22 protein-coding genes and 2 pseudogenes are annotated in these 18,300 nt (G+C 33.4%); 13 read left to right on the top strand and 11 right to left on the bottom strand.

Going from position 1 to position 18,300, the window contains the following annotated elements; all coding sequences use genetic code 11:
• The first annotated feature begins 112 nt into the window (after nt 1-112).
• The 4 genes and pseudogenes from AZF08_RS18570 to AZF08_RS18555 all read left to right on the top strand — a co-directional run bounded on the left by AZF08_RS18570 (nt 113) and on the right by AZF08_RS18555 (nt 3,184).
• Entirely contained in the window at nt 113-1,312 is a 1,200-nt protein-coding gene (locus AZF08_RS18570; protein WP_033676612.1) for an LL-diaminopimelate aminotransferase, read from the top strand.
• A 77-nt stretch (nt 1,313-1,389) separates the two neighbouring features.
• The gene (locus AZF08_RS18565) at nt 1,390-1,797 is read left to right on the top strand and encodes a 3-hydroxyacyl-ACP dehydratase FabZ family protein (RefSeq protein ID WP_033676610.1); all 408 of its coding nucleotides are present in this window, start codon (nt 1,390-1,392) and stop codon (nt 1,795-1,797) included.
• A gap of 55 nt (nt 1,798-1,852) precedes the next feature.
• On the top strand, nt 1,853-2,674 hold the full coding sequence (gene coaW / locus AZF08_RS18560) for a type II pantothenate kinase (protein ID WP_033676608.1): 822 nt from the start codon (nt 1,853-1,855) through the stop codon (nt 2,672-2,674).
• Nucleotides 2,675-2,698: 24 nt separating this feature from the next.
• Nucleotides 2,699-3,184, top strand: a pseudogene (locus AZF08_RS18555) (DUF6584 family protein).
• Nucleotides 3,185-3,237: 53 nt separating this feature from the next.
• On the opposite strand, the gene helD reads toward AZF08_RS18555, so the two are convergent.
• The 3 genes from helD to AZF08_RS18540 form a co-directional block, all read right to left on the bottom strand.
• Entirely contained in the window at nt 3,238-5,586 is a 2,349-nt protein-coding gene (helD, locus tag AZF08_RS18550) for an RNA polymerase recycling motor HelD (RefSeq protein WP_033676606.1), read from the bottom strand.
• A gap of 230 nt (nt 5,587-5,816) precedes the next feature.
• Complete coding sequence (locus tag AZF08_RS18545) at nt 5,817-6,215, bottom strand: CHRD domain-containing protein (protein WP_033676604.1); 399 nt, start codon at nt 6,213-6,215, stop codon at nt 5,817-5,819.
• 284 nt (nt 6,216-6,499) lie between these two features.
• Nucleotides 6,500-6,991, bottom strand: a complete 492-nt coding sequence (locus AZF08_RS18540) for a DinB family protein (RefSeq protein ID WP_033676602.1) — start codon at nt 6,989-6,991, stop codon at nt 6,500-6,502.
• Nucleotides 6,992-7,425: 434 nt separating this feature from the next.
• Here AZF08_RS18540 and AZF08_RS18535 point away from each other — a divergent pair, with 434 nt between their 5' ends.
• The 6 genes from AZF08_RS18535 to AZF08_RS18510 are packed head-to-tail and all read left to right on the top strand — an operon-like array spanning nt 7,426 to nt 8,413.
• Complete coding sequence (locus AZF08_RS18535; protein ID WP_063177336.1) at nt 7,426-7,566, top strand: YrzI family small protein; 141 nt, start codon at nt 7,426-7,428, stop codon at nt 7,564-7,566.
• A 27-nt stretch (nt 7,567-7,593) separates the two neighbouring features.
• A complete protein-coding gene (locus tag AZF08_RS18530; protein ID WP_033676600.1) occupies nt 7,594-7,737 on the top strand; it encodes a YrzI family small protein in 144 nt (47 codons plus the stop codon).
• 28 nt (nt 7,738-7,765) lie between these two features.
• Nucleotides 7,766-7,906, top strand: a complete 141-nt coding sequence (locus AZF08_RS18525) for a YrzI family small protein (protein WP_033676598.1) — start codon at nt 7,766-7,768, stop codon at nt 7,904-7,906.
• A gap of 27 nt (nt 7,907-7,933) precedes the next feature.
• Nucleotides 7,934-8,077: a YrzI family small protein gene (locus AZF08_RS18520; RefSeq protein WP_063177335.1), complete on the top strand. Its 144-nt coding sequence runs from the start codon at nt 7,934-7,936 to the stop codon at nt 8,075-8,077.
• Between the two features lie 27 nt (nt 8,078-8,104).
• Nucleotides 8,105-8,245, top strand: coding sequence for a YrzI family small protein (locus AZF08_RS18515; RefSeq protein ID WP_033676596.1), 141 nt, complete (start codon nt 8,105-8,107; stop codon nt 8,243-8,245).
• A 27-nt stretch (nt 8,246-8,272) separates the two neighbouring features.
• Entirely contained in the window at nt 8,273-8,413 is a 141-nt protein-coding gene (locus tag AZF08_RS18510; RefSeq protein WP_033676595.1) for a YrzI family small protein, read from the top strand.
• A 421-nt stretch (nt 8,414-8,834) separates the two neighbouring features.
• Here the strand turns inward: AZF08_RS18510 and AZF08_RS18505 are convergent, their stop codons facing one another.
• Nucleotides 8,835-9,920 (bottom strand): AI-2E family transporter, encoded by a 1,086-nt coding sequence (locus tag AZF08_RS18505; protein ID WP_033676593.1) that lies wholly within the window; start codon nt 9,918-9,920, stop codon nt 8,835-8,837.
• 149 nt (nt 9,921-10,069) lie between these two features.
• Here AZF08_RS18505 and AZF08_RS18500 point away from each other — a divergent pair, with 149 nt between their 5' ends.
• Together AZF08_RS18500 and AZF08_RS18495 are read left to right on the top strand one after the other, a co-directional pair.
• Nucleotides 10,070-10,873: an HNH endonuclease gene (locus AZF08_RS18500; protein ID WP_033676591.1), complete on the top strand. Its 804-nt coding sequence runs from the start codon at nt 10,070-10,072 to the stop codon at nt 10,871-10,873.
• A gap of 69 nt (nt 10,874-10,942) precedes the next feature.
• Complete coding sequence (locus tag AZF08_RS18495; protein ID WP_033676588.1) at nt 10,943-11,299, top strand: glyoxalase superfamily protein; 357 nt, start codon at nt 10,943-10,945, stop codon at nt 11,297-11,299.
• 239 nt (nt 11,300-11,538) lie between these two features.
• On the opposite strand, the gene AZF08_RS31380 is transcribed toward AZF08_RS18495, so the two are convergent.
• The 6 genes and pseudogenes from AZF08_RS31380 to AZF08_RS18470 all read right to left on the bottom strand — a co-directional run bounded on the left by AZF08_RS31380 (nt 11,539) and on the right by AZF08_RS18470 (nt 15,703).
• Nucleotides 11,539-11,631: a putative holin-like toxin gene (locus AZF08_RS31380; protein WP_001289319.1), complete on the bottom strand. Its 93-nt coding sequence runs from the start codon at nt 11,629-11,631 to the stop codon at nt 11,539-11,541.
• 145 nt (nt 11,632-11,776) lie between these two features.
• Nucleotides 11,777-12,562 (bottom strand): annotated as a pseudogene (locus tag AZF08_RS18490) (LLM class flavin-dependent oxidoreductase); the annotation flags it as partial.
• Nucleotides 12,563-12,606: 44 nt separating this feature from the next.
• Nucleotides 12,607-13,668, bottom strand: a complete 1,062-nt coding sequence (locus tag AZF08_RS30825) for a hypothetical protein (RefSeq protein WP_033676586.1) — start codon at nt 13,666-13,668, stop codon at nt 12,607-12,609.
• A gap of 14 nt (nt 13,669-13,682) precedes the next feature.
• The gene (locus AZF08_RS18480) at nt 13,683-14,156 is read right to left on the bottom strand and encodes a tetratricopeptide repeat protein (RefSeq protein WP_033676583.1); all 474 of its coding nucleotides are present in this window, start codon (nt 14,154-14,156) and stop codon (nt 13,683-13,685) included.
• 23 nt (nt 14,157-14,179) lie between these two features.
• Nucleotides 14,180-14,893 carry a phosphopantothenoylcysteine decarboxylase domain-containing protein gene (locus tag AZF08_RS18475; RefSeq protein WP_082246154.1) on the bottom strand — a complete coding sequence of 238 codons (714 nt, stop codon included), beginning with the start codon at nt 14,891-14,893 and terminating at the stop codon, nt 14,180-14,182.
• A gap of 3 nt (nt 14,894-14,896) precedes the next feature.
• Nucleotides 14,897-15,703 carry an aminoglycoside N(3)-acetyltransferase gene (locus tag AZF08_RS18470; protein ID WP_033676578.1) on the bottom strand — a complete coding sequence of 269 codons (807 nt, stop codon included), beginning with the start codon at nt 15,701-15,703 and terminating at the stop codon, nt 14,897-14,899.
• Between the two features lie 659 nt (nt 15,704-16,362).
• Here AZF08_RS18470 and AZF08_RS31375 point away from each other — a divergent pair.
• Entirely contained in the window at nt 16,363-16,818 is a 456-nt protein-coding gene (locus AZF08_RS31375; RefSeq protein ID WP_235190090.1) for a CPBP family intramembrane glutamic endopeptidase, read from the top strand.
• A gap of 151 nt (nt 16,819-16,969) precedes the next feature.
• On the opposite strand, the gene AZF08_RS18460 is transcribed toward AZF08_RS31375, so the two are convergent.
• Nucleotides 16,970-18,184: a GNAT family N-acetyltransferase gene (locus AZF08_RS18460; RefSeq protein ID WP_033676576.1), complete on the bottom strand. Its 1,215-nt coding sequence runs from the start codon at nt 18,182-18,184 to the stop codon at nt 16,970-16,972.
• Between the last annotated feature and the right edge of the window lie 116 nt (nt 18,185-18,300).

The following is an 18,300-nucleotide window of genomic DNA, read 5'->3' as shown; positions in this document are numbered from 1 at the left end:
ACTTAATTTTATATTCTTATTAAAAAGTGATAAAATAGGATTATGTGTTTTCAGAATAATAAAAGAATATACAAACTATAGAAATGAAAGCACAGTTTTTAGGAGGGGTTTTATGACTTACACGTTAGCAACTAGAATGAAAGCATTTCAATCTTCTATATTTAGTGAATTAGCAGCTTATAAAAAAGAAAAAATTGCAGCCGGGCACAAAATGATTGATTTAAGTATCGGTAATCCAGATATGCCTCCCGCTGATATTGTAAGAGAAACATTAGTACATACAGCAAGCGGAAGAGAAAATTACGGATATACATTAACAGGTATTCAAGATTTTCACGAAGCGGTAACTGAATATTATAATAATAATCACAATGTGATATTAGATCCAAACCGTGAAGTATTACTATTGATGGGATCACAAGATGGACTCGTTCACCTACCTATGGTTTTTGCAAACCCAGGGGATTTAATTTTAGTTCCTGATCCTGGATACACAGCTTATGAAACAGGTATTCAAATGGCAGGTGCTGAATCTTACTTCATGCCTTTAAAAAAAGAAAATGATTTTTTACCTAATTTACAAGACATTCCTGAAGAAATTGCCAAGCAAGCAAAAATGATGATTTTAAACTTCCCTGGAAACCCAGTTCCAGCAATGGCGTATGAAGATTTCTTCAAAGAAGTCATCGCTTTCGCAAAAAAATATCATATTATTGTTGTACACGATTTCGCCTATGCTGAATTTTATTATGATGGCAAGAAACCAATTAGCTTTTTATCTGTACCTGGCGCAAAAGAAGTTGGTGTGGAGATTAACTCCCTATCCAAAAGCTATAGCTTAGCAGGTAGCCGCATTGGTTATATGATTGGAAATGAAGAAGTTGTTGGTGCACTTACACAATTTAAATCAAATACAGATTACGGCGTGTTCTTACCCATTCAAAAAGCAGCCTCAGTTGCCTTACGTGAAGGAGCTGACTTCTGCCAAAAAAACCGCATCATCTATCAAGAACGTAGAGACACTTTAGTTGATGGTTTTGCTTCTTTCGGCTGGCATGTGGATAAACCTGCTGGTAGTATGTTCGTATGGGCTGAAATACCAAAAGAGTGGACTTCATTAGAATTTGCTTACGCATTAATGGATCACGCAAACGTTGTTGTAACGCCTGGTCATGCATTTGGACCACATGGTGAAGGCTTCGTCCGCATTGCGCTTGTCCAAGATAAAGAAGTGCTTCAACAAGTTGTTGAAAATATTAAAAACAGCGGTATTTTCACTCCAGAAACAGCCGCTACTTTAGTGAGAATTTAATTACAAATCCCCTGCTTAACTCTTGCAGGGGATTACTGTTTTATATTCGCTTTTCATTCAAACATTAGGAGGTTTATATGAATATCAAAAACATAAAGGATGCCCTTCCCCATCGTCATCCATTTTTAATGATTGATAAAATCACAGAAATTGAAGACAAAAAATCCGTAAAAGGATATAAATTAATAACAAATAACGAATGGTTTATAAATGAAAATCAGCAGAACATGCCTCACATGTTAATTGTGGAGGCACTTGCTCAACTTGGTACCTTTGCTGGTGCAAATGATTCAAATGGATTAGGCTTCCTTTCTTCATTAGATGGTGTAGAGTTTATAGGAACAGCAAAACCTGGCGACAAATTAGATTTATATTATGAAGTCGTACGAAACAAACGTGGTTTTGTTCTTGGTAAAGGCGTCGCCTCTGTAAATGGCAAAATAATTGTTACAGTTGAAAAACTATTAGTCTATATAGCTACATAAAGATTTAAATATAGATATTTATAATAATCACTACACAATTATAAGGAGCAGAAAAATGGAAAGAACTGGCGGTATTGATGCTGGAGGAACACTAACAAAAGTTGCTTATTTTAGTGAAGACAATGAATTACATTTTGAAAAATTTTACTCCCATGAACAAAATAAAATTGAAGAGTGGTTACATAAAAATAAGTGTATAAATAGATTGTGTATGACTGGCGGTAGATCTGAGCAGTTACAAACATTACTTTTAGAGAAATATAAAACAGAGTATCTTGCCGAATTTGAGGCTACACTTGCGGGTGTTCATTATCTTATCGAAAAAGAAAAACGTTCCATAAATAACTTCATTTTAACAAATATCGGCACAGGAACTTCCATTCATTATGTACATAATAAAGAATATATTCGCGCTGGTGGCACTGGTATTGGCGGTGGTACTATCATGGGTTTATCAAAACTATTAACAAAGATAGATAGTTTTGAAGAAGTAATAAAACACGGCAAAATAGGTTCTAGAGCAAATCTAGATATCACGGTAGGAGATATTTATAACGGTATTCTATCCCCTATTGATAATAATTTAACAGCCAGTAATTTTGGAAAACCTGCTATAACTAAAACCGATTATAACAAATCGGATTTGCTTGCCACCATTCAAGGTCTTGTTGGTGAAGTAGTTACCGCATTAAGTCTCCAATTTGCAGAAACAAAAGACATTGATCATATCGTTTATATTGGATCTGCACTATCAAACAATACACATCTGCAAGATATTATAGGTAATTATACCGTGTATCAAAATAAAAAACCTATCTTCTTGCCAGATTACGGTTTTAGCGGGGCTATCGGTGCTTTATTGAGTACCACAAAATAAACTTATTACAAAAAGGGGGCTTCTGTGAAAGAGAAAACATTAATAAAAATTGAAAAAGACATTAAAAACAATGACTTAGGAAAAGCAAGAGAGCGACTTCACGGCTTAATTCAGTCTTACCCTAATGATCTATCACTTCGCAAAAAATTAGGTGATATTTATTTCAGGTTACAATATCCAACAATGGCTGGACGATATTGGTATCTTGAAGAAAACAAAACACCCGAAATGATTCAAGCATGCCAACAATTTGAAAAATCGATGGGAAACAATACGAATGAAATAGTAAGAGTCTTAAAGTTTAAGGGAGATTCTACAACAATCAATCATTTATTATTCAATCATACATACCCTTCCATACAAAATCATGTAGTGGAACAAATTGTCCAAGAGCCTGAAGAAACTTGAAAAGATCGTTTTCTTACTGTTGGATGTCTTTCTCTCTTAATTGTAATCCTTATTTGTACCTGTATTGGTCTATATACTATTTTCAATTGGTTATTTTCATAATATACGTAATAAAAAACTGGCATAATGCCAGCTTTTTATTACGATTTTTTATTTTATTTCTCAAACAAATACGAATTTGGAGAAGCAGACTGTAAGAATACATTCATTTCCCCTACAGAGCAAATACATAACTCATGCATCGCACGCGTACAAGCGGTGTAAAATAATTTACGTTCATTTTCTCTATCATATTTTTTCTTGGATGCATCGTAAATGATAACCGCATCAAACTCTACCCCTTTCGACAAATACGATGGGATAATAAGAATACCTGTATCAAATGAACTCGTTTCTTTCTTAATAAGACGAACTTGTAATGATGCCTTTAAAACATGATAAGCTTCTTCACTTTCCTCTGCTGTTTTACAAATCACCGCAATTGTTTTATGACCACTTTGCTGCCACTTTTCGATTTGGTCTACAATCTTTTTATGATGCTCTTCCCCCTCTTTCACTTCCATTATAATCGGCTGTTTACCATCTCGTTGAAACGGTTCAATTTCTTCACCGTCTGTAATTAACTGCTTCGTAAATTCAATAATTTGTTTTGTGGAACGATAACTACGCATAAGTACAATTCGTTCACTCAGCTCTTCACCATACAGCGCACTTAATTGCGAAAATTCATTTCCTGATGCATGTTCATAAATAGTCTGATTAAAATCACCTAATATTGTCATTTTTGTATGAGGAAATATTCGTTTTAAGAACGCATATTGAAACGCCGAATAATCCTGTGCTTCATCAATAAATATATGCTGCACAGATGTATTTCTTTGCAATTCTTCTAGCTGATCTTTCAAATATAAGTAAGGCGTTGCATCTTCGTATGACATATAAAAACGCTGAATTTTCCCTATTGTTTCTTCACATATCCCATTCCAACTCTGCAGTAATTTATTTTCTTCTACAAACAACTTAATAAATTGTGAGTCTTTAAATAACTGCATATATAATGCTTTTGTATGAATGAACTGTAATTTTTTCACGCGTCTTCGGAGTGGTTTGAAATGTTCTTTTACAACAATAGCCGCTAGCATATTTTGTTCCTGCTCAAAATCATCAAATGTATCATCGGAATGTTCTTGTTTCTTCTGTAATTTCTGATGAACTTTTGCATATGTTTCTTTATCTAATAACTGTACTTCTTCTTCCACCCATAATTCTTTTCGCTCTATTTTTTCTTGTTGTTTCAACGCTTTTAATAACCACTCAGAAATTAATTTTATTCGATTCGGAATCCGTATTGATGAATCAAATTCATAAAAACGTTCTTTGATTTGTTCTTTAGAGATGATTACTTCCCCTCTAAATTTTATATCTTTAAATAACATACCTTCTCGTTGTAAATATGCTACGTATTGATCTATTACTTCAATAAAATGAGCACTCGCTTTATAACGTATCCCTTCTAAACGCGTTTCATAATTTTCTTCTTCCGTTTTTGTCAGTACATACTCCATTTGTGTAAACGGATCTTCTAATTCAAATCTCTTATCAATATGACTTTCTATATATTCTTGAAATGTCGTTTGCTTCATGTTGTCTTCTCCAAGCTCAGGTAATACAGTAGAGACATAACTATTGAACATCGAATTTGGAGAAAATAGCATGATTTGATCTGCATGTAACGTATCCCGGTATCGATATAATAAGTATGCAACGCGCTGTAGTGCGGCTGATGTTTTCCCACTTCCCGCAGCACCTTGCACGACTAATAAGCGGCTTTTTTCATTTCGAATGATTTGATTTTGTTCTTTTTGTATAGTCGATACAATACTTTTCATTTGTGTATTTGCATTATTCCCTAACACTTCTTGTAAAAGAGTATCTCCAATCGTAACTCCCGTATCAAACATGCTAATAATTTGACCATTCCGAATCACATATTGCCTTTTTAATGTCATTTCACCTGCAATTGTATCATTAGGTGCTACGTACGCCGCTCTCCCTACAGAATAGTCGTAATACAAGCTTGATATAGGTGCTCGCCAATCATACACGAGAAACTGTTCTGTACCTTCATCGTAAAATGAGTGAATTCCAAGATATATAGACTCATCACCCTTTTCACCATCTTCTATAAAATCTACCCTTCCAAAATAGGGTGACTGTTGTAATCTTTTCAAACCTGTCATTTGATTATGAGCGTGGCGATGGCTTCGTTCTCGTTCTGATAATAATTCTGCCTGTTGCTTTATACTAGCTACTGTTTCAACAGCTTCTTCAGCATTATCAAAGTTTACTGTTACATCGTCCCAAAAATGTTTTCTAATCTGAACAACATCCGTTTTCCCTGTACTTACATATTGCTCAAGTGTATCAATATGCTTTTCAATTTTCCCAACCACCTCTTCTACTCGGTGTTGCTCCTTCTTCCATTCATGTCCAGTCTTCTCCATATCGCCACTCCTTATCAACTTATCGTTCTGGTGCTCATTATTTAATTTGATAATTTTTTTAAATAAAAGTTTGACAAACAAGAATAATGTTTGGTATAATTAAATTGGATAATTATTTAGTTTTTTTCAAATAAAAACAACGAACGTTTTTCTATTCTAACATATATGTATGAAAAATCAATAAAAAAGAGATGCAAAATTGCATCTCTTTTTTATTTTCTCCAATACGTTCAACAAGGATATACTTGACCACGAATTTCACCACTAGGATTCTGCACGGTATGAACATTAACATAAATATTTTCAAAACAGATTTCCCTCACAAGGTCTTCTAATGACTGTCCCGCTAATGGTCCAACTAGATCATTTTGAGTGATTGTTCCCGTAAAAAATGCACACTCTATTGAAACCGCTTTTGTCATAGGTCCAAATAAAAATGCCACAACAGGACCATTCATTCCTTTTCTACCCAAGTGTAGATGAGCAACCACTACATTTTCTATATCTAATAACTCCAACTTGAAATTCAGTCTATCCCTGCCCTGATTTAATTTAAAAATTGCTTTCCCTCGAGCATTTGTTTCTACTGGTGGAACTTCATTTTCGCCACGTAATTTCGAAAAAAACATGTGTATCACCCCTATTCTGAAAGGCGTATTTCATACTGCACTATATGCTCGTCCTTCTCAAATGGTGCAAAAAAGAACACTCTCACCTGAGTGCTCTTTTCAAAATTGTCTTTTATGAACTCACACTACAAATAGAACACAGTAAATGACCCCACCTCAGATTCATTACTTATGTAATTAACCACATCACAAGAATATATTTCAATTCAATATTTCCCCATAAATTCTTTCGAAAAAAGAAGTATCGCCCCATTTAAGAGTGATACTTCTTTTCTATAAGCAATTTATAAAACTGTTGTTCTTTCTATACAGGCCTTCAAATTCTTTTCGTTTAAACCATTTTGACAAAAATCCAACTTCGTCCCCTTTAATAATTTTGTACGATCTACCACCTGACCTAAATGATAACTTGTATGCTCTACTAGATGAAAAAGACTATGTATATCTATACTAGGTTTTTCATTACAAGCATTAATATATTCTCTTTTCCATTCATCAAATACCTTTTGGATAGTTTGAGATAACATATCTGTACTTAAGTTCATAATTGGAAAGTACTCTTCAATTCCTTTTTCAAAATGTATATTGGGATTCGAATAACGACTACTATTTCTTTTTACATGCTCACAAATATGTAAAACAATACCACCAATTGAATTTACTGCTCCTTCTTGTTTCCACAACTCTTCTGCATTTAGGTGCTCAATTGTTTGCCTTAATTTAGGCAAATAATGATCGTACATTCGGTGATAGGCAACTTTGTAGAATAATTCCATCTTCATCCTCCATCCACTATAAAAACCACAGACAACTCTCCCTATAAGTAATACGTCAATTGTTTAAAACTCCCTTTCGAAATATACGCATTTTAATCAAAATTAAAAATTTTCATTTTTTATGTTTACAATTATCCATTAATTGTATATACTTACTAACGTAAGAAAAAAATTCTAAAAGGAGGTCGAATAAAATGATGATATTACAATTACATGCTGCATCTGCTTTACAATCAAATATAAGTTCGACCACCCTAATGGAGAATTGAAAATCATTTCGTATTTTCTTTAATTAACAAATTCGCCACAGGAGGTCGTATACTTTCCTGTGGCTTTTTCATGCCGCGTCACAGGAAAACTATATCTTTCTGTGGCTTTTTTGTGCGATTTTTTAATTTCTTACACTATTTCTTTTCGAAAGGAGCAAACATTCAATGAATTTTCGAGTATTCTTTTTAACAATCACGATTCATAGAAATCCAATTTCTGCAGCTGATATCCAACATGAACGTCAAATTCAAAAAGCTATGGATGATGTAAAGGAGCGTCAAACCCCTTACTGTAATTACCTGTAATTCCTTTACGAAAGGAGGAATTCATTTATGACTTTTCACATTTTCTTTTTTACGATTACTCTTCAGAAAAAACATTTATCTGAAGCTGATCTTTTATATAAACAACAATTACAACATATTACGGACGAAGTAAAAGATCGTAGAAGTTCTTATTATAATCAAATGTATTAAAAATTCATTTATAAACGGAGGATATCCCATGAAGTTTCGTGTTTTCTTTTTAACCATTACCATTCAGAAAAATCATTTTTCAAAAGCTAAAATTCTACATGAACAGCAAATTCAAAAAATCATGGATGAGGTAAAAGAACGTCAAATTTCTTATTACAATCACATGTAATTCCTTTACGAAAGGAGGAATTCATTCATGCAATTTCATGTTTTCTTTTTAAGCATTACTATCCAGAGAAAACACTTATCTGAAGAAGAAATTTCACACGATCAACAATGTAAAAAAATTATGGATACCATTCAAGATCGTAGAAGTTCTTATTATAATCAAATGTACTAAAAATTCATTTATAAAGGAGGATGTCTCATGAAGTTTCATGTTTTCTTTTTAACCATTACCATTCAGAAAAAAACATTTTCTGACGCTGATATTTTACATGACCAACAAATCAAAATAGCTATGGATGAAGTAAAAGAACGTCAAACCCCTTATTCTAGTCACCTGTAATTCCTTTACGAAAGGAGGAATTCATTTATGCAATTTCATATTTTCTTTTTAACGATTACGATTCAGAAAAAACATGCATCTGAAGAAAACATTTTACAAGAACAGCAATACAAAAAAATTATGGATGAGATTCGAGATCGTAGAAGCACTTACTACACGCATCTGTAATTACAAAATTTCAATATAATGAAAGGAGATGGCTGAGATGTTAATGGCACGCTGTAAAAAAATGATTTGGATTATTGAGAGGGATTCCACATAGCTCATTTATTTAGATTTTTTAGGCATTCATTTAAGAAGAAATTTCATTCGAAATAATATGTAAAAATTACACAACAAAAATATCCGATTCTTAATTTAAAAACCGGATATTTTTGTTGTGATGTAAATCAAATTTTATCTTCACTTATAACAAGGCATTAATTTCTTCCAGTATTCCCACACCTTCAAATAATCATTTAAATCCTGTGGATGCACTTTTGCACAGACTCCAATGCGAGTATATAGCTGTATAATTACTTCTTTAAAACTAAAAAAAGATACATCACTTAAAAAGCAATGCATCTTTCTTATTTCATATAAACTCACTTTATTTCCGATTACTTCTTTTCGTTTTAAATAGTCTTACCAAGTTTGAAACGACCGTTTTTGTTACCGCATAAGCCGGTACTGCTAAAATCATTCCAATAATACCAGCAAAATTACCTACCCCAAGAATCAATACAATGATTGTTAAAGGGTGAATGTTTAATTTCGAGCTCATAATACGCGGTGAAATGATGTTACTTTCAAATTGCTGTACAATTGTTACCACAACGATTACCCACACCGCTTGCATTGGGGATACAAATAAACCAACAATAACAGCTGGTGCTGCTCCAATAAAAGGCCCTAAGTTCGGGATAATATTTGTAAACGCCGCTATGATACCTAAAATGAAGGCATATGGCAAACCAATAATTAAATATCCGGTAAATGTAAATGCACCAACAAATAAGCAAACGAGTGCTTGTCCTTGAATATAAGCAGACAATGTTTCATTTGTTTCTTTTATGATACGTAGCCCTTCCTCGCGGTACGATTCTGGCAGTAAGCTAACAGCCTTCCCTGGAAATGCATGTCCATCTTTAAACATATAAAACAAGATAAATGGTACTGTAAATACTACTAATGCAACGTTTGTAATAATACCAAATAAGGCCGTTGCACTCGACGTTATCGTGTTTGGTATATCCTTTAAATATTCGATTGCATTCTTTTCAATTGTTTCAATTGATACGTAATCTTGTGTAGTCAGCCATTCAAATATTCTGTGATGGGATAATTCTTGTATGTATACCTTTCCCTCTTTAATATATGTTGGCATGTTTTTCACTAAATCCATTAGCTGCTGTGAAATGGTCGGAACCACTACACCAATAGAAACCGCAGTTAATGTAATAATAAAAACATATAACAACAGTATCGCTAAATTTCTAGGAACTTTTTTCTCCTCTAAAAATACTAACACAGGATTAAATATGAAGTATAAAAACAAAGCGATTAAAATCGGGAAAAATAAAGTTGAAATGAATATGCCAATTGGTTGAAATAAAAATGATATTTTCGTGCAAATAAATATAATTCCTACAACCATTAGCACTTCCAATGTCCAAAAGTGCACTTTTGATTTCAAAAAAATGGCCTCCTTTTAACTAGCACTTCTCTCTATTGTACCAAAACAATTATGAATTTTATATGCTATTTTCATCTACAATATTCCAAAATGTGATTAAATACACTACAATGAGATTACATACAAATTTGCAGGTAAAGGTGATAAATATGAAGCAATGCATCATTTGCAGAAAAGAAACAAAAGAATTTAGTGAACAGTACGTTATCCCAGAGATTTTATGTGGGTATTATTTTACAAACTCCATTTGTGATTCTTGCCATGAGCATCTCACAGTCAATGTAGATCGTCCATTGATTCGACATAAACTTATTCAATACAAAATTGAACAAATGAAGCAACAAATTGATTCTCCTCTGAATACAAACGAATATGGTCAAGAATTAGCAGCGGCAGAAACAGAAGAAGCTGAAACAAACGATGAAATATATTATTCAAATTCACTAATTATGAAACTATGTAAAAAGCATGATATTTCATTACATAATGAAATTTGGAAAGAAGAACGTGTTACAAAAGTAGCTAGCTCCATTCAACGTGAACTTCTTTTAGATAACCGAAAATATAAGATGAGCATATTAAAAATGGCTTATACTTTTGCTGTACACGCGATTGATGGCTATATAAATGATCCAGACGCATTAGATATTTCTACTATTATATCTAATGTAGACTTTATCGAATTGAAAGAACGAAGCATTGTTCGTGATTTAAGTAAAAGTTCATTATGGAATACACTAAATACAAGTAGTGATAATCACTATTTTATACTACTAAGTGATAAAGATGGTCTTTTCTGCTTTATCCGCCTATTTGATATTTTTGACGTTGTTGTCCATCTCTCTAAAAAGACATACCAACTCCCATCACCAATTGTTGGCGTGAATCATGTTGAAAAGCAAGAATTCTATATTGAAAGTTTAAAACAATATATGGATGAATTATTTAAATAAAAGAGTACACACGCTACTCGTATTTAAATTCCTTTTATTTCACTAAAAATAAGTAAAGGAAAATGAAAAATGATTATTCCTATTTTACGAATTTTTGATGCGGAAAAAGCAAAAGAATTTTATATACATTTTCTAGATTTTAAATTAGACTGGGATCATCGTTTTAATGAAAATGCTCCTTTATACATGCAAATTTCCAATCTTGATCATTTGATACACTTGTCTGAACATCATGGAGATTGTTGTCCAGGTGCTGCTATTAGAATTGAAATTTCACAGATTGAACAGTTCCACAAAAAAATATTATCTAAACAATATAAATACTCCTGTCCTGGTCTTGAAGTTACCCCTTGGAATACGAAAGAAATTGAACTATTAGATCCATTTGGTAACAAAGTTATTTTTTACGAAACTAATCATAGTTAACTAACAACAATACAAAACAAGAACATACGGTCTCCTTTCTTATAGAAAAGGCACTATGTTATAATGAGTATGAAAAGAACAATACAATCACATAAAGCAATGATAAATTGTATATAAATAAAAAAGACTAGTGTGCGGCTACACACTAGTCCAGGTAACTTAGCAGATTGGATTGTTCATTTATCCTATTTGTTTCTTACAAACGAGACAACCCACATTCTATTGGCATAGGTGGGTTGTTATTTTTTGAGCTTGTCGATTAACACGACAATGAACGTTAACAGCGCAACGAGAAATAGTCCACCCTGCAGTAATAACGCAATTTCACTCATGTATTATCACCTCCCTTCTATTCGGAGAAGTGATAATTGAACAACCAACCTTACCATAAGTTACCTCTTAATTTTACCATATTTTTTAATAGTTTACGATGAAAACCAGCAAGCTAGATGCTTGCTGGTTTGTTATTTTCTATCTCTATTTTTCTAATGTATATGCGTCAGCTATCATCTCTCCTACAATTTTATCTTGTTGTTTCTCATTATTTGAAAGAGATAGTAAAGGAAACAGTAATTCTGCCACTTGATATGCTTCTTCTAAATGTGGATAACCTGACAAAACAAGCGTATCAATCCCTAATGCTTCATACTCTTTAATTCGCTCAGCAACAGTAACTGGATCTCCTACAAGTGCAGTTCCCGCTCCTCCTCGTACTAATCCAATTCCAGCCCATAGATTAGGACTAATTTCTAATGATTCTCTCGTTCCTTTGTTTAGATGGGTCATACGCTGTTGACCAACCGAATCGTAGCGTGCAAATGTTTTTTGCGCTAATGCAATCGATTTGTCATCTACATATTGAATAAGTCGCTCGGCTTCTTCCCATGCCTCTTCTTCTGTTTCCCTTACGATAATATGTAATCGTATGCCAAATCGTACTGTACGTCCCTTTTCTTCTGCAAGTTTCCTTACTTCTTTGATTTTCTGTTCTACCTGCGCTGGTGGTTCGCCCCATGTTAAATATACATCACTATGCTCTGCTGCTACTGCTTGCCCTGCTGCTGATGAACCGCCAAAATAAATAGGTGGATACGGTGATTGGACCGGTGGGAATACAACTTTACTATCTTTCACTTTCATATGTTTCCCATCTAAAGAAATATGTTCACCTTGTAATAGTGATTTCCAAACTTTCAAAAATTCATCTGCTGCTTCATATCGTTCATCATGATCAAGGAAAAGACCATCTCCTTTTAATTCTAATGAAAAGAAGCAACTACTCAAGATCCGTTGCTTCTCTTTTATTCTTAATCCCCCACTTGCTCTAATTTTTCAGAAATGGCTTCATAAAACTTCCGCTCTTCATCCACATTGACATGTACACGGTTTACTGTCTTAGAAAACCCATACAATAGCTGCGCTTTTAATGGTTCTTTTAATTTTATTTCAAAAGTAGCTGGTTCTTTAATAAATTCCGTTAAAGTTGCTTCAAATACTTCTTGTTCTTCTTCCTTAGTTAACCCTTCACCTTTATAAAATGTAATTCTTTCTATTTGAGCAAATGGTACAACAAGCTTTTTCCCTAATCCGACCTGGATTATAATTTCTTGTTCTGTCAAGATATATGGATTTTTACGAATCGCTTGTATCTCAGCTAAAAAATATAAAATTCCATATATGTTTAAAGCGAGTAAACCCCAAGCAAAGATTGGATTCCATTGATGAAGTAAATAATGAAATCCAATGGATTCGATTAATGTGGCATGAATAAGCATGATATAAAAGGCAATTGCTCCCGTTTTTTTATGATAAGAAAATACATACTGATTTTCTGGCACTTTTGTACGCCAAGAAAATAAAGCATAGTAAAGTAATTTACATTCCGAAATGATAACATTTACTACATTATTTCTTTTTAATGCAGCATCGAATGCTTTGTCAATTGCAACAGAGAATGATGGAAATTCTTTCTTATATTGTTTATAAAATCTTATGATTTTAGGTAATGTTCTTGCAATCTTATATAGGATAAATAACTCTATAGCTACAAACGCAAGTTCACCCGCAACTAAAATGTAAGAAACAAACGAAAAGCTCTGTAAATAATCGCTTGGAATCACAAACTTTGCGGTGATATATCCTGCTATGATAACTGGAAATATATACGTTAATGAATAGCGCTTACGTATAATAAGGAAATACGTAGTAACAGGAATCACAATGATGAAATCTAACAATGAACCAAGCGCCACTTCTTTCGGTACATCAGGTATAATCGGAAGTGCATACACTAAATAATTCGACAACAGAATTAAAGCCGTGAGCCCAAGCCAAATATTCCTTTTCTTTCTTGAAGTTGATTCATTCATGCAATCTTACTCCTTTATTTGAAAATATCATTAAGATGCTCTTTATAAAATAAAACTGCTCGTTCGTATTCTTTTACATCTTCTAGTTTTACAACAGTCTCTAGCAATAACTTCATCGCTTCTTCATATTCTTTCACATTATATTTCGCTAGAGATAAGAAAACTTTCATAACGCCGTTTTCTGGAAACTGCTGTAATCCAGCTTCTAACGTGATAATCGCCTTATCATATTCCCCAATGCAACGATATGTACTCCCAAGTCCAATATATGCCCCGCATAATAATTCCCCAGTAAGCCCATTAGCAATTGCCTTTTCGTAGTATGGAGCAGCCTCTGTTTCAAGTCCCATTACATCATGTATACAAGCACATTGATATAGCACTTCTGGCTCTTCAGTAACGTTTGCTAATCCAATTAGAATATCTCTTGATTCTTCATGTTTCTTTTCATTCCGTAACTGAATAGCTTGCTTTAGTAACTGTTCCATAAGTTTCACTCCTTCTCCCCTTTTTATGAATTACTCAAGCTCCCCTCTTCTATACGATTACATAAATATTCTAATCTGTTTACAATCTCTTTCGCCGTTTCATCTTTTCCTTTACATAATTGGACGTTACCATCTTCCCCGATTACATGATGAATAGCTGCACGTGAATATAATGAATGTGGGGAATTCGCTACCATAAGATTTGCTTTTGCTTGCCCCATTCTTTTCCTTGCACGCTGAATTAACTCTGCATCATTGATATCGCTTTCAAGTTTAAATCCAACTAAAATCGTTTCTAGATCCCATTGTTTAATTTGTTTTAATACTTTTGGTGCTTTTTGAAAATGAATAATCGGTGCTATATCACTTGAAATTTTACCGTTCATATCAAGTGTATTTCCCTCTTGATCACAAATTTTATCGACGATCCAATCTGATCCAGCAGCTGCCATAATAACTGCATCAATTTTCTCATGTGTAATGATACTTTTCATTTTATCCTGTAAATCAATAATACCTTCGAATGGATGTAATTCTAATTGAGCATTTGTAGCATTCGGCTTTTCAGCAAAATAACCATGTAAATATATAACATGTGCACCTTTTGACATTGCTTCCTCAGCAAGAATCCTCCCAATTGTCCCCTTTGCTAGATTGGTATGCCCTCGTACTTGATCCCACTTTTCTAAACATCCGCCACTCGTAATTAAAATCTTTTTCCCCTTCATGATGACCATCCCTTACTTGTTTTTCGAAAGAAACCACTGTACACCAAAGTCAACAACTTCTCGTTGTTTCATCAGTCTACAAGTTGCATTTCCAACCTTACCGAATGTTACAGCTCCTGCATGATCAAATTTCTCCCCAATTTCAACAAACACTTCAGATTCATAGTCCATTTCATCAAATTCTTTCCATACCCTCGCACTATTTTCTATAATTGGTGCTCCAACTTTCACTAATTCTCGTGCCCCTGTACGTATTTCAGATAAATGAATGGAAGTATTAGAATCATAGCCTGCGCCTATCAATAATACATAACCATCTAAATCATATATCTTCTTCAATGGGGAATGTTCTCCAAGACTAATTGAAAGCGAATGCTCTCTTATAATAGTCTCTGCATTTCCCCCCCAAGCGGCAAAGCTATTTAATGGATGATTACTGCGTTTTACATTTGGATATGTACGGAAACATTCTACAACTTGCCCCATTGCACGTGTTGGGGTTACATCTGGATTAAATGCCGGAACATTATCTCGAATAATTTGCCACCAACTTTCTGGAACAGGTGGTCTTGCCCAGTTTTTCGGATCTGATAAATCCGACGTTTGCGTTGGCATAATGATTGTGCCCTCTTCTGTAATTACATTCATTAAAGCTTCCACTACCGCAACAGCTCCGCCAGATACCCAGCCAATTGAACTTAGAGAGGAATGAACAATTACTGTCATTCCTTTTTTTAATCCTAATACTTTTAAATCATTTGATATCGTTTCAATTGTATTTGGAGATGTTGTTTCTGCTACTATGTCGTTTATTTTCATGATTACTCCCCCATTAAGTTCTCTCTCAACACTTATAAACTATCAAATTGAATTTTAGCTCTCATTCAACATATTATCATATTTTTCTTAATTTTTAATCCAAATAACAAAGAGAGCTCCTAAAAAATTCTGTTATTACTAACTTGTGCAAGTTTAAGATTAAACTGATTTATTTCCAGTACAAATGTCACTTTCTTTTACATCCTAGACCACTGAACCATAGCGCTACTCCATATACACTTGTATTATTATGGTAAATATTATACAATAAAACCGACTAGTCGGTCTATAAAAAGAAGAATTATGAAGGACTATCACAACCTTGCATAGCTTCAAAATACATGAAAGGTCTTTCTTAGTCTATTTTCAAGGGAGATGAAACCATATGTTCAACTGGATCTTTGTATTCCTCATTGCTATACCAGGAATTGTTGCAATGAGCTTAGCAGAACAAACAAAAAATAAATAAGAAGTTAGAAAACAATCCAGAAACACCTTCTGTATACCTAAGTCTTTTTATCCATACTCTACTCGTTTTACTTTTTTCCGGAATTGGTGCATTTTTCATATCAAAGATCCAAGATGGAAACATTATTTTACTCCGCAACATTGGTGAAGCAGTTCTAATTGGAGTAATCTGCTCCCTCGGACACGTTATTATGTACTATGGATTCTTTAGAAAAGTCATTGATAAAGAAGCGTTTCTACAAATTGAACATCAGCGTCACGGTGTAGGATTAGGAGTTAGAGTCTTATATGGCGGAGTTGTTGAAGAAATTATCTTCCGGTGGGGCCTTATGTCACTTTTCATCACGTTGATGAGCTTTTTTTATGCCGTTACTCAGGTTATTGTAATTCTTGGGATTATCCTATCTAGTATTCTATTTGCAATAACGCACTTTTTAGGTGTAAAAGGAGTGAAAAAATCAAGATGGCTATATTCTTATGCTGTATTAGGAAATTTGTGGGTAGGTATTTTTTATGGTTGGCAATTCTGGTCGAATGGTTTAATTGCCGCTATCATTGTTCATATGCTTTTCCACCTCTTATTATACCCTTGCGAACTGTGGCACCTCAGAAAGCTAAGGGGTGGAAAGAATGCTGTAAACATGTAACATTGTAGACTATTTGTCTTCCACTTTGTAGAAATTGTAAATGAAAAAGAATGAAGGTATGACATCGCAACAAGACAAAAAATAGATATTACATAAAAAACAACCTCCTTAAAGTAAATCGGTATTACATTGAAGAGGTTGTTTTTCACTTTTAAAAGTAATCAAAAAAGCATGGTGGTGAATCAGGAATCAATTCCTCAAGCACTTCTATCATTTCATAATTTCCTTTTATCCTTCCGATATCACATAAAAATGTAGGACTTTTATAACTTAATAACATAGTTGTTAATGTTTGGATTGTTAAAGATATTCCTTCACTATGGTTTATTTCTTTCTGATATGTTATTCGTAGTTGCTTTACAGGATCCCATTCTAAGGTGAAAGTACCTTTATTCCACTCTAATATCGGGTCATCTATATGAAAAATTATTTTTGTAGTATCTACATTTTTAAATGGATATTGTTTTAGAAAACCAACCACATCGACAATCCTTCCCATATAGTAAGGTGCGATTGTTTGCTTTATTTCACTATCCTCAAGTAAAAAAGCAACCGGTTCATGAACACATGTTTTTCCTTTTACATAATATATCATCGAAAAATGAGCACTTATAAAGTTCCATAAACCTCTTCTCGCTTCTTCATTTAAATAAATCATTTCTTCTATGTAGAACTTCTCTTCAAGAACACGATAAAATAAATATCCTTGTGGTATATCTTCATCTGTATAATAAACCGCTAACTGCAAATCAATTGTTTCCTCACGAAATCTCTCTTCCCACGCAAGTGTATTTCGAACCATTGCACCATTTGTTTTTCTTGCGAATTCATTATAAATTTTTTCTTTTTCTTTGCTCTTCAATCCGACTCTTCGTACCCGCCCACTAATGTTGCCACGATACTTAGGAAGTTGTGTATCTTTAATTTGATATTCAATGATATCAGATATGATTTCCCAACCCTTTTTTCGATAATACGGAATTGAATAGGGAAACAAATAAGAAATATACTGTCCATTTTCCCTCATCGTTTTTAAACTTTCTTTCATTAATGAGTTCATTAATCCATGCCCTGCATACTCTGGATATGTACCAACTCCGGTAACTCCTCCCATCTCATAAATCACCCCATGAATATTCACTTGAAAAGGAAGAACAACAATTTGAGAAATTAATTTATCATTATCAAACCAGCCTAAAGCAGTACCTGGCTTTAGTTGATGACTCTTCTTTTGTACCATTTTCTCTTCATCATTAATCATTTTTTTAGAAACTTGAAACACATATTTCATCAAATTTGAAAACTGACCTACCTCACTTTCCTTAATAGGTCTCATAACTAATCCTTTATAATATGTAGTTTCCATTTCCCTATGCTCCTTTGTAATGCTAACTAAATATAAAATTCTATTTGCACTATTTAGTTAGTATATACAAAATACGTTCTAATCAAGCATAGGTACAGAATATTATAGCCTCGCTT

The sequence above is a fragment of the Bacillus gaemokensis genome, from assembly GCF_001590835.1.
GTDB lineage: Bacteria > Bacillota > Bacilli > Bacillales > Bacillaceae_G > Bacillus_A > Bacillus_A gaemokensis.
The sequence above is the reverse complement of the archived record's forward strand: the minus strand, read 5'-3'. Positions and strand labels throughout refer to the sequence as shown.

Coding starts and splice junctions, on each gene's coding strand:
- AZF08_RS18530 (WP_033676600.1), top strand. CDS start 7,594: ATGACTTTTCACATTTTCTTTTTTACGATTACTCTTCAGAAAAAACAT.
- AZF08_RS18520 (WP_063177335.1), top strand. CDS start 7,934: ATGCAATTTCATGTTTTCTTTTTAAGCATTACTATCCAGAGAAAACAC.
- AZF08_RS18480 (WP_033676583.1), bottom strand. CDS start 14,156: ATGGAACAGTTACTAAAGCAAGCTATTCAGTTACGGAATGAAAAGAAA.
- AZF08_RS18495 (WP_033676588.1), top strand. CDS start 10,943: ATGATTATTCCTATTTTACGAATTTTTGATGCGGAAAAAGCAAAAGAA.
- AZF08_RS18470 (WP_033676578.1), bottom strand. CDS start 15,703: ATGAAAATAAACGACATAGTAGCAGAAACAACATCTCCAAATACAATT.
- AZF08_RS18540 (WP_033676602.1), bottom strand. CDS start 6,991: ATGGAATTATTCTACAAAGTTGCCTATCACCGAATGTACGATCATTAT.
- AZF08_RS18515 (WP_033676596.1), top strand. CDS start 8,105: ATGAAGTTTCATGTTTTCTTTTTAACCATTACCATTCAGAAAAAAACA.
- AZF08_RS18545 (WP_033676604.1), bottom strand. CDS start 6,215: ATGTTTTTTTCGAAATTACGTGGCGAAAATGAAGTTCCACCAGTAGAA.
- AZF08_RS18475 (WP_082246154.1), bottom strand. CDS start 14,893: ATGGTCATCATGAAGGGGAAAAAGATTTTAATTACGAGTGGCGGATGT.
- AZF08_RS31380 (WP_001289319.1), bottom strand. CDS start 11,631: ATGAGTGAAATTGCGTTATTACTGCAGGGTGGACTATTTCTCGTTGCG.
- AZF08_RS18570 (WP_033676612.1), top strand. CDS start 113: ATGACTTACACGTTAGCAACTAGAATGAAAGCATTTCAATCTTCTATA.
- AZF08_RS18460 (WP_033676576.1), bottom strand. CDS start 18,184: ATGGAAACTACATATTATAAAGGATTAGTTATGAGACCTATTAAGGAA.
- AZF08_RS30825 (WP_033676586.1), bottom strand. CDS start 13,668: ATGAATGAATCAACTTCAAGAAAGAAAAGGAATATTTGGCTTGGGCTC.
- coaW (WP_033676608.1), top strand. CDS start 1,853: ATGGAAAGAACTGGCGGTATTGATGCTGGAGGAACACTAACAAAAGTT.
- helD (WP_033676606.1), bottom strand. CDS start 5,586: ATGGAGAAGACTGGACATGAATGGAAGAAGGAGCAACACCGAGTAGAA.
- AZF08_RS31375 (WP_235190090.1), top strand. CDS start 16,363: ATGTACTATGGATTCTTTAGAAAAGTCATTGATAAAGAAGCGTTTCTA.
- AZF08_RS18525 (WP_033676598.1), top strand. CDS start 7,766: ATGAAGTTTCGTGTTTTCTTTTTAACCATTACCATTCAGAAAAATCAT.
- AZF08_RS18535 (WP_063177336.1), top strand. CDS start 7,426: ATGAATTTTCGAGTATTCTTTTTAACAATCACGATTCATAGAAATCCA.
- AZF08_RS18510 (WP_033676595.1), top strand. CDS start 8,273: ATGCAATTTCATATTTTCTTTTTAACGATTACGATTCAGAAAAAACAT.
- AZF08_RS18500 (WP_033676591.1), top strand. CDS start 10,070: ATGAAGCAATGCATCATTTGCAGAAAAGAAACAAAAGAATTTAGTGAA.
- AZF08_RS18565 (WP_033676610.1), top strand. CDS start 1,390: ATGAATATCAAAAACATAAAGGATGCCCTTCCCCATCGTCATCCATTT.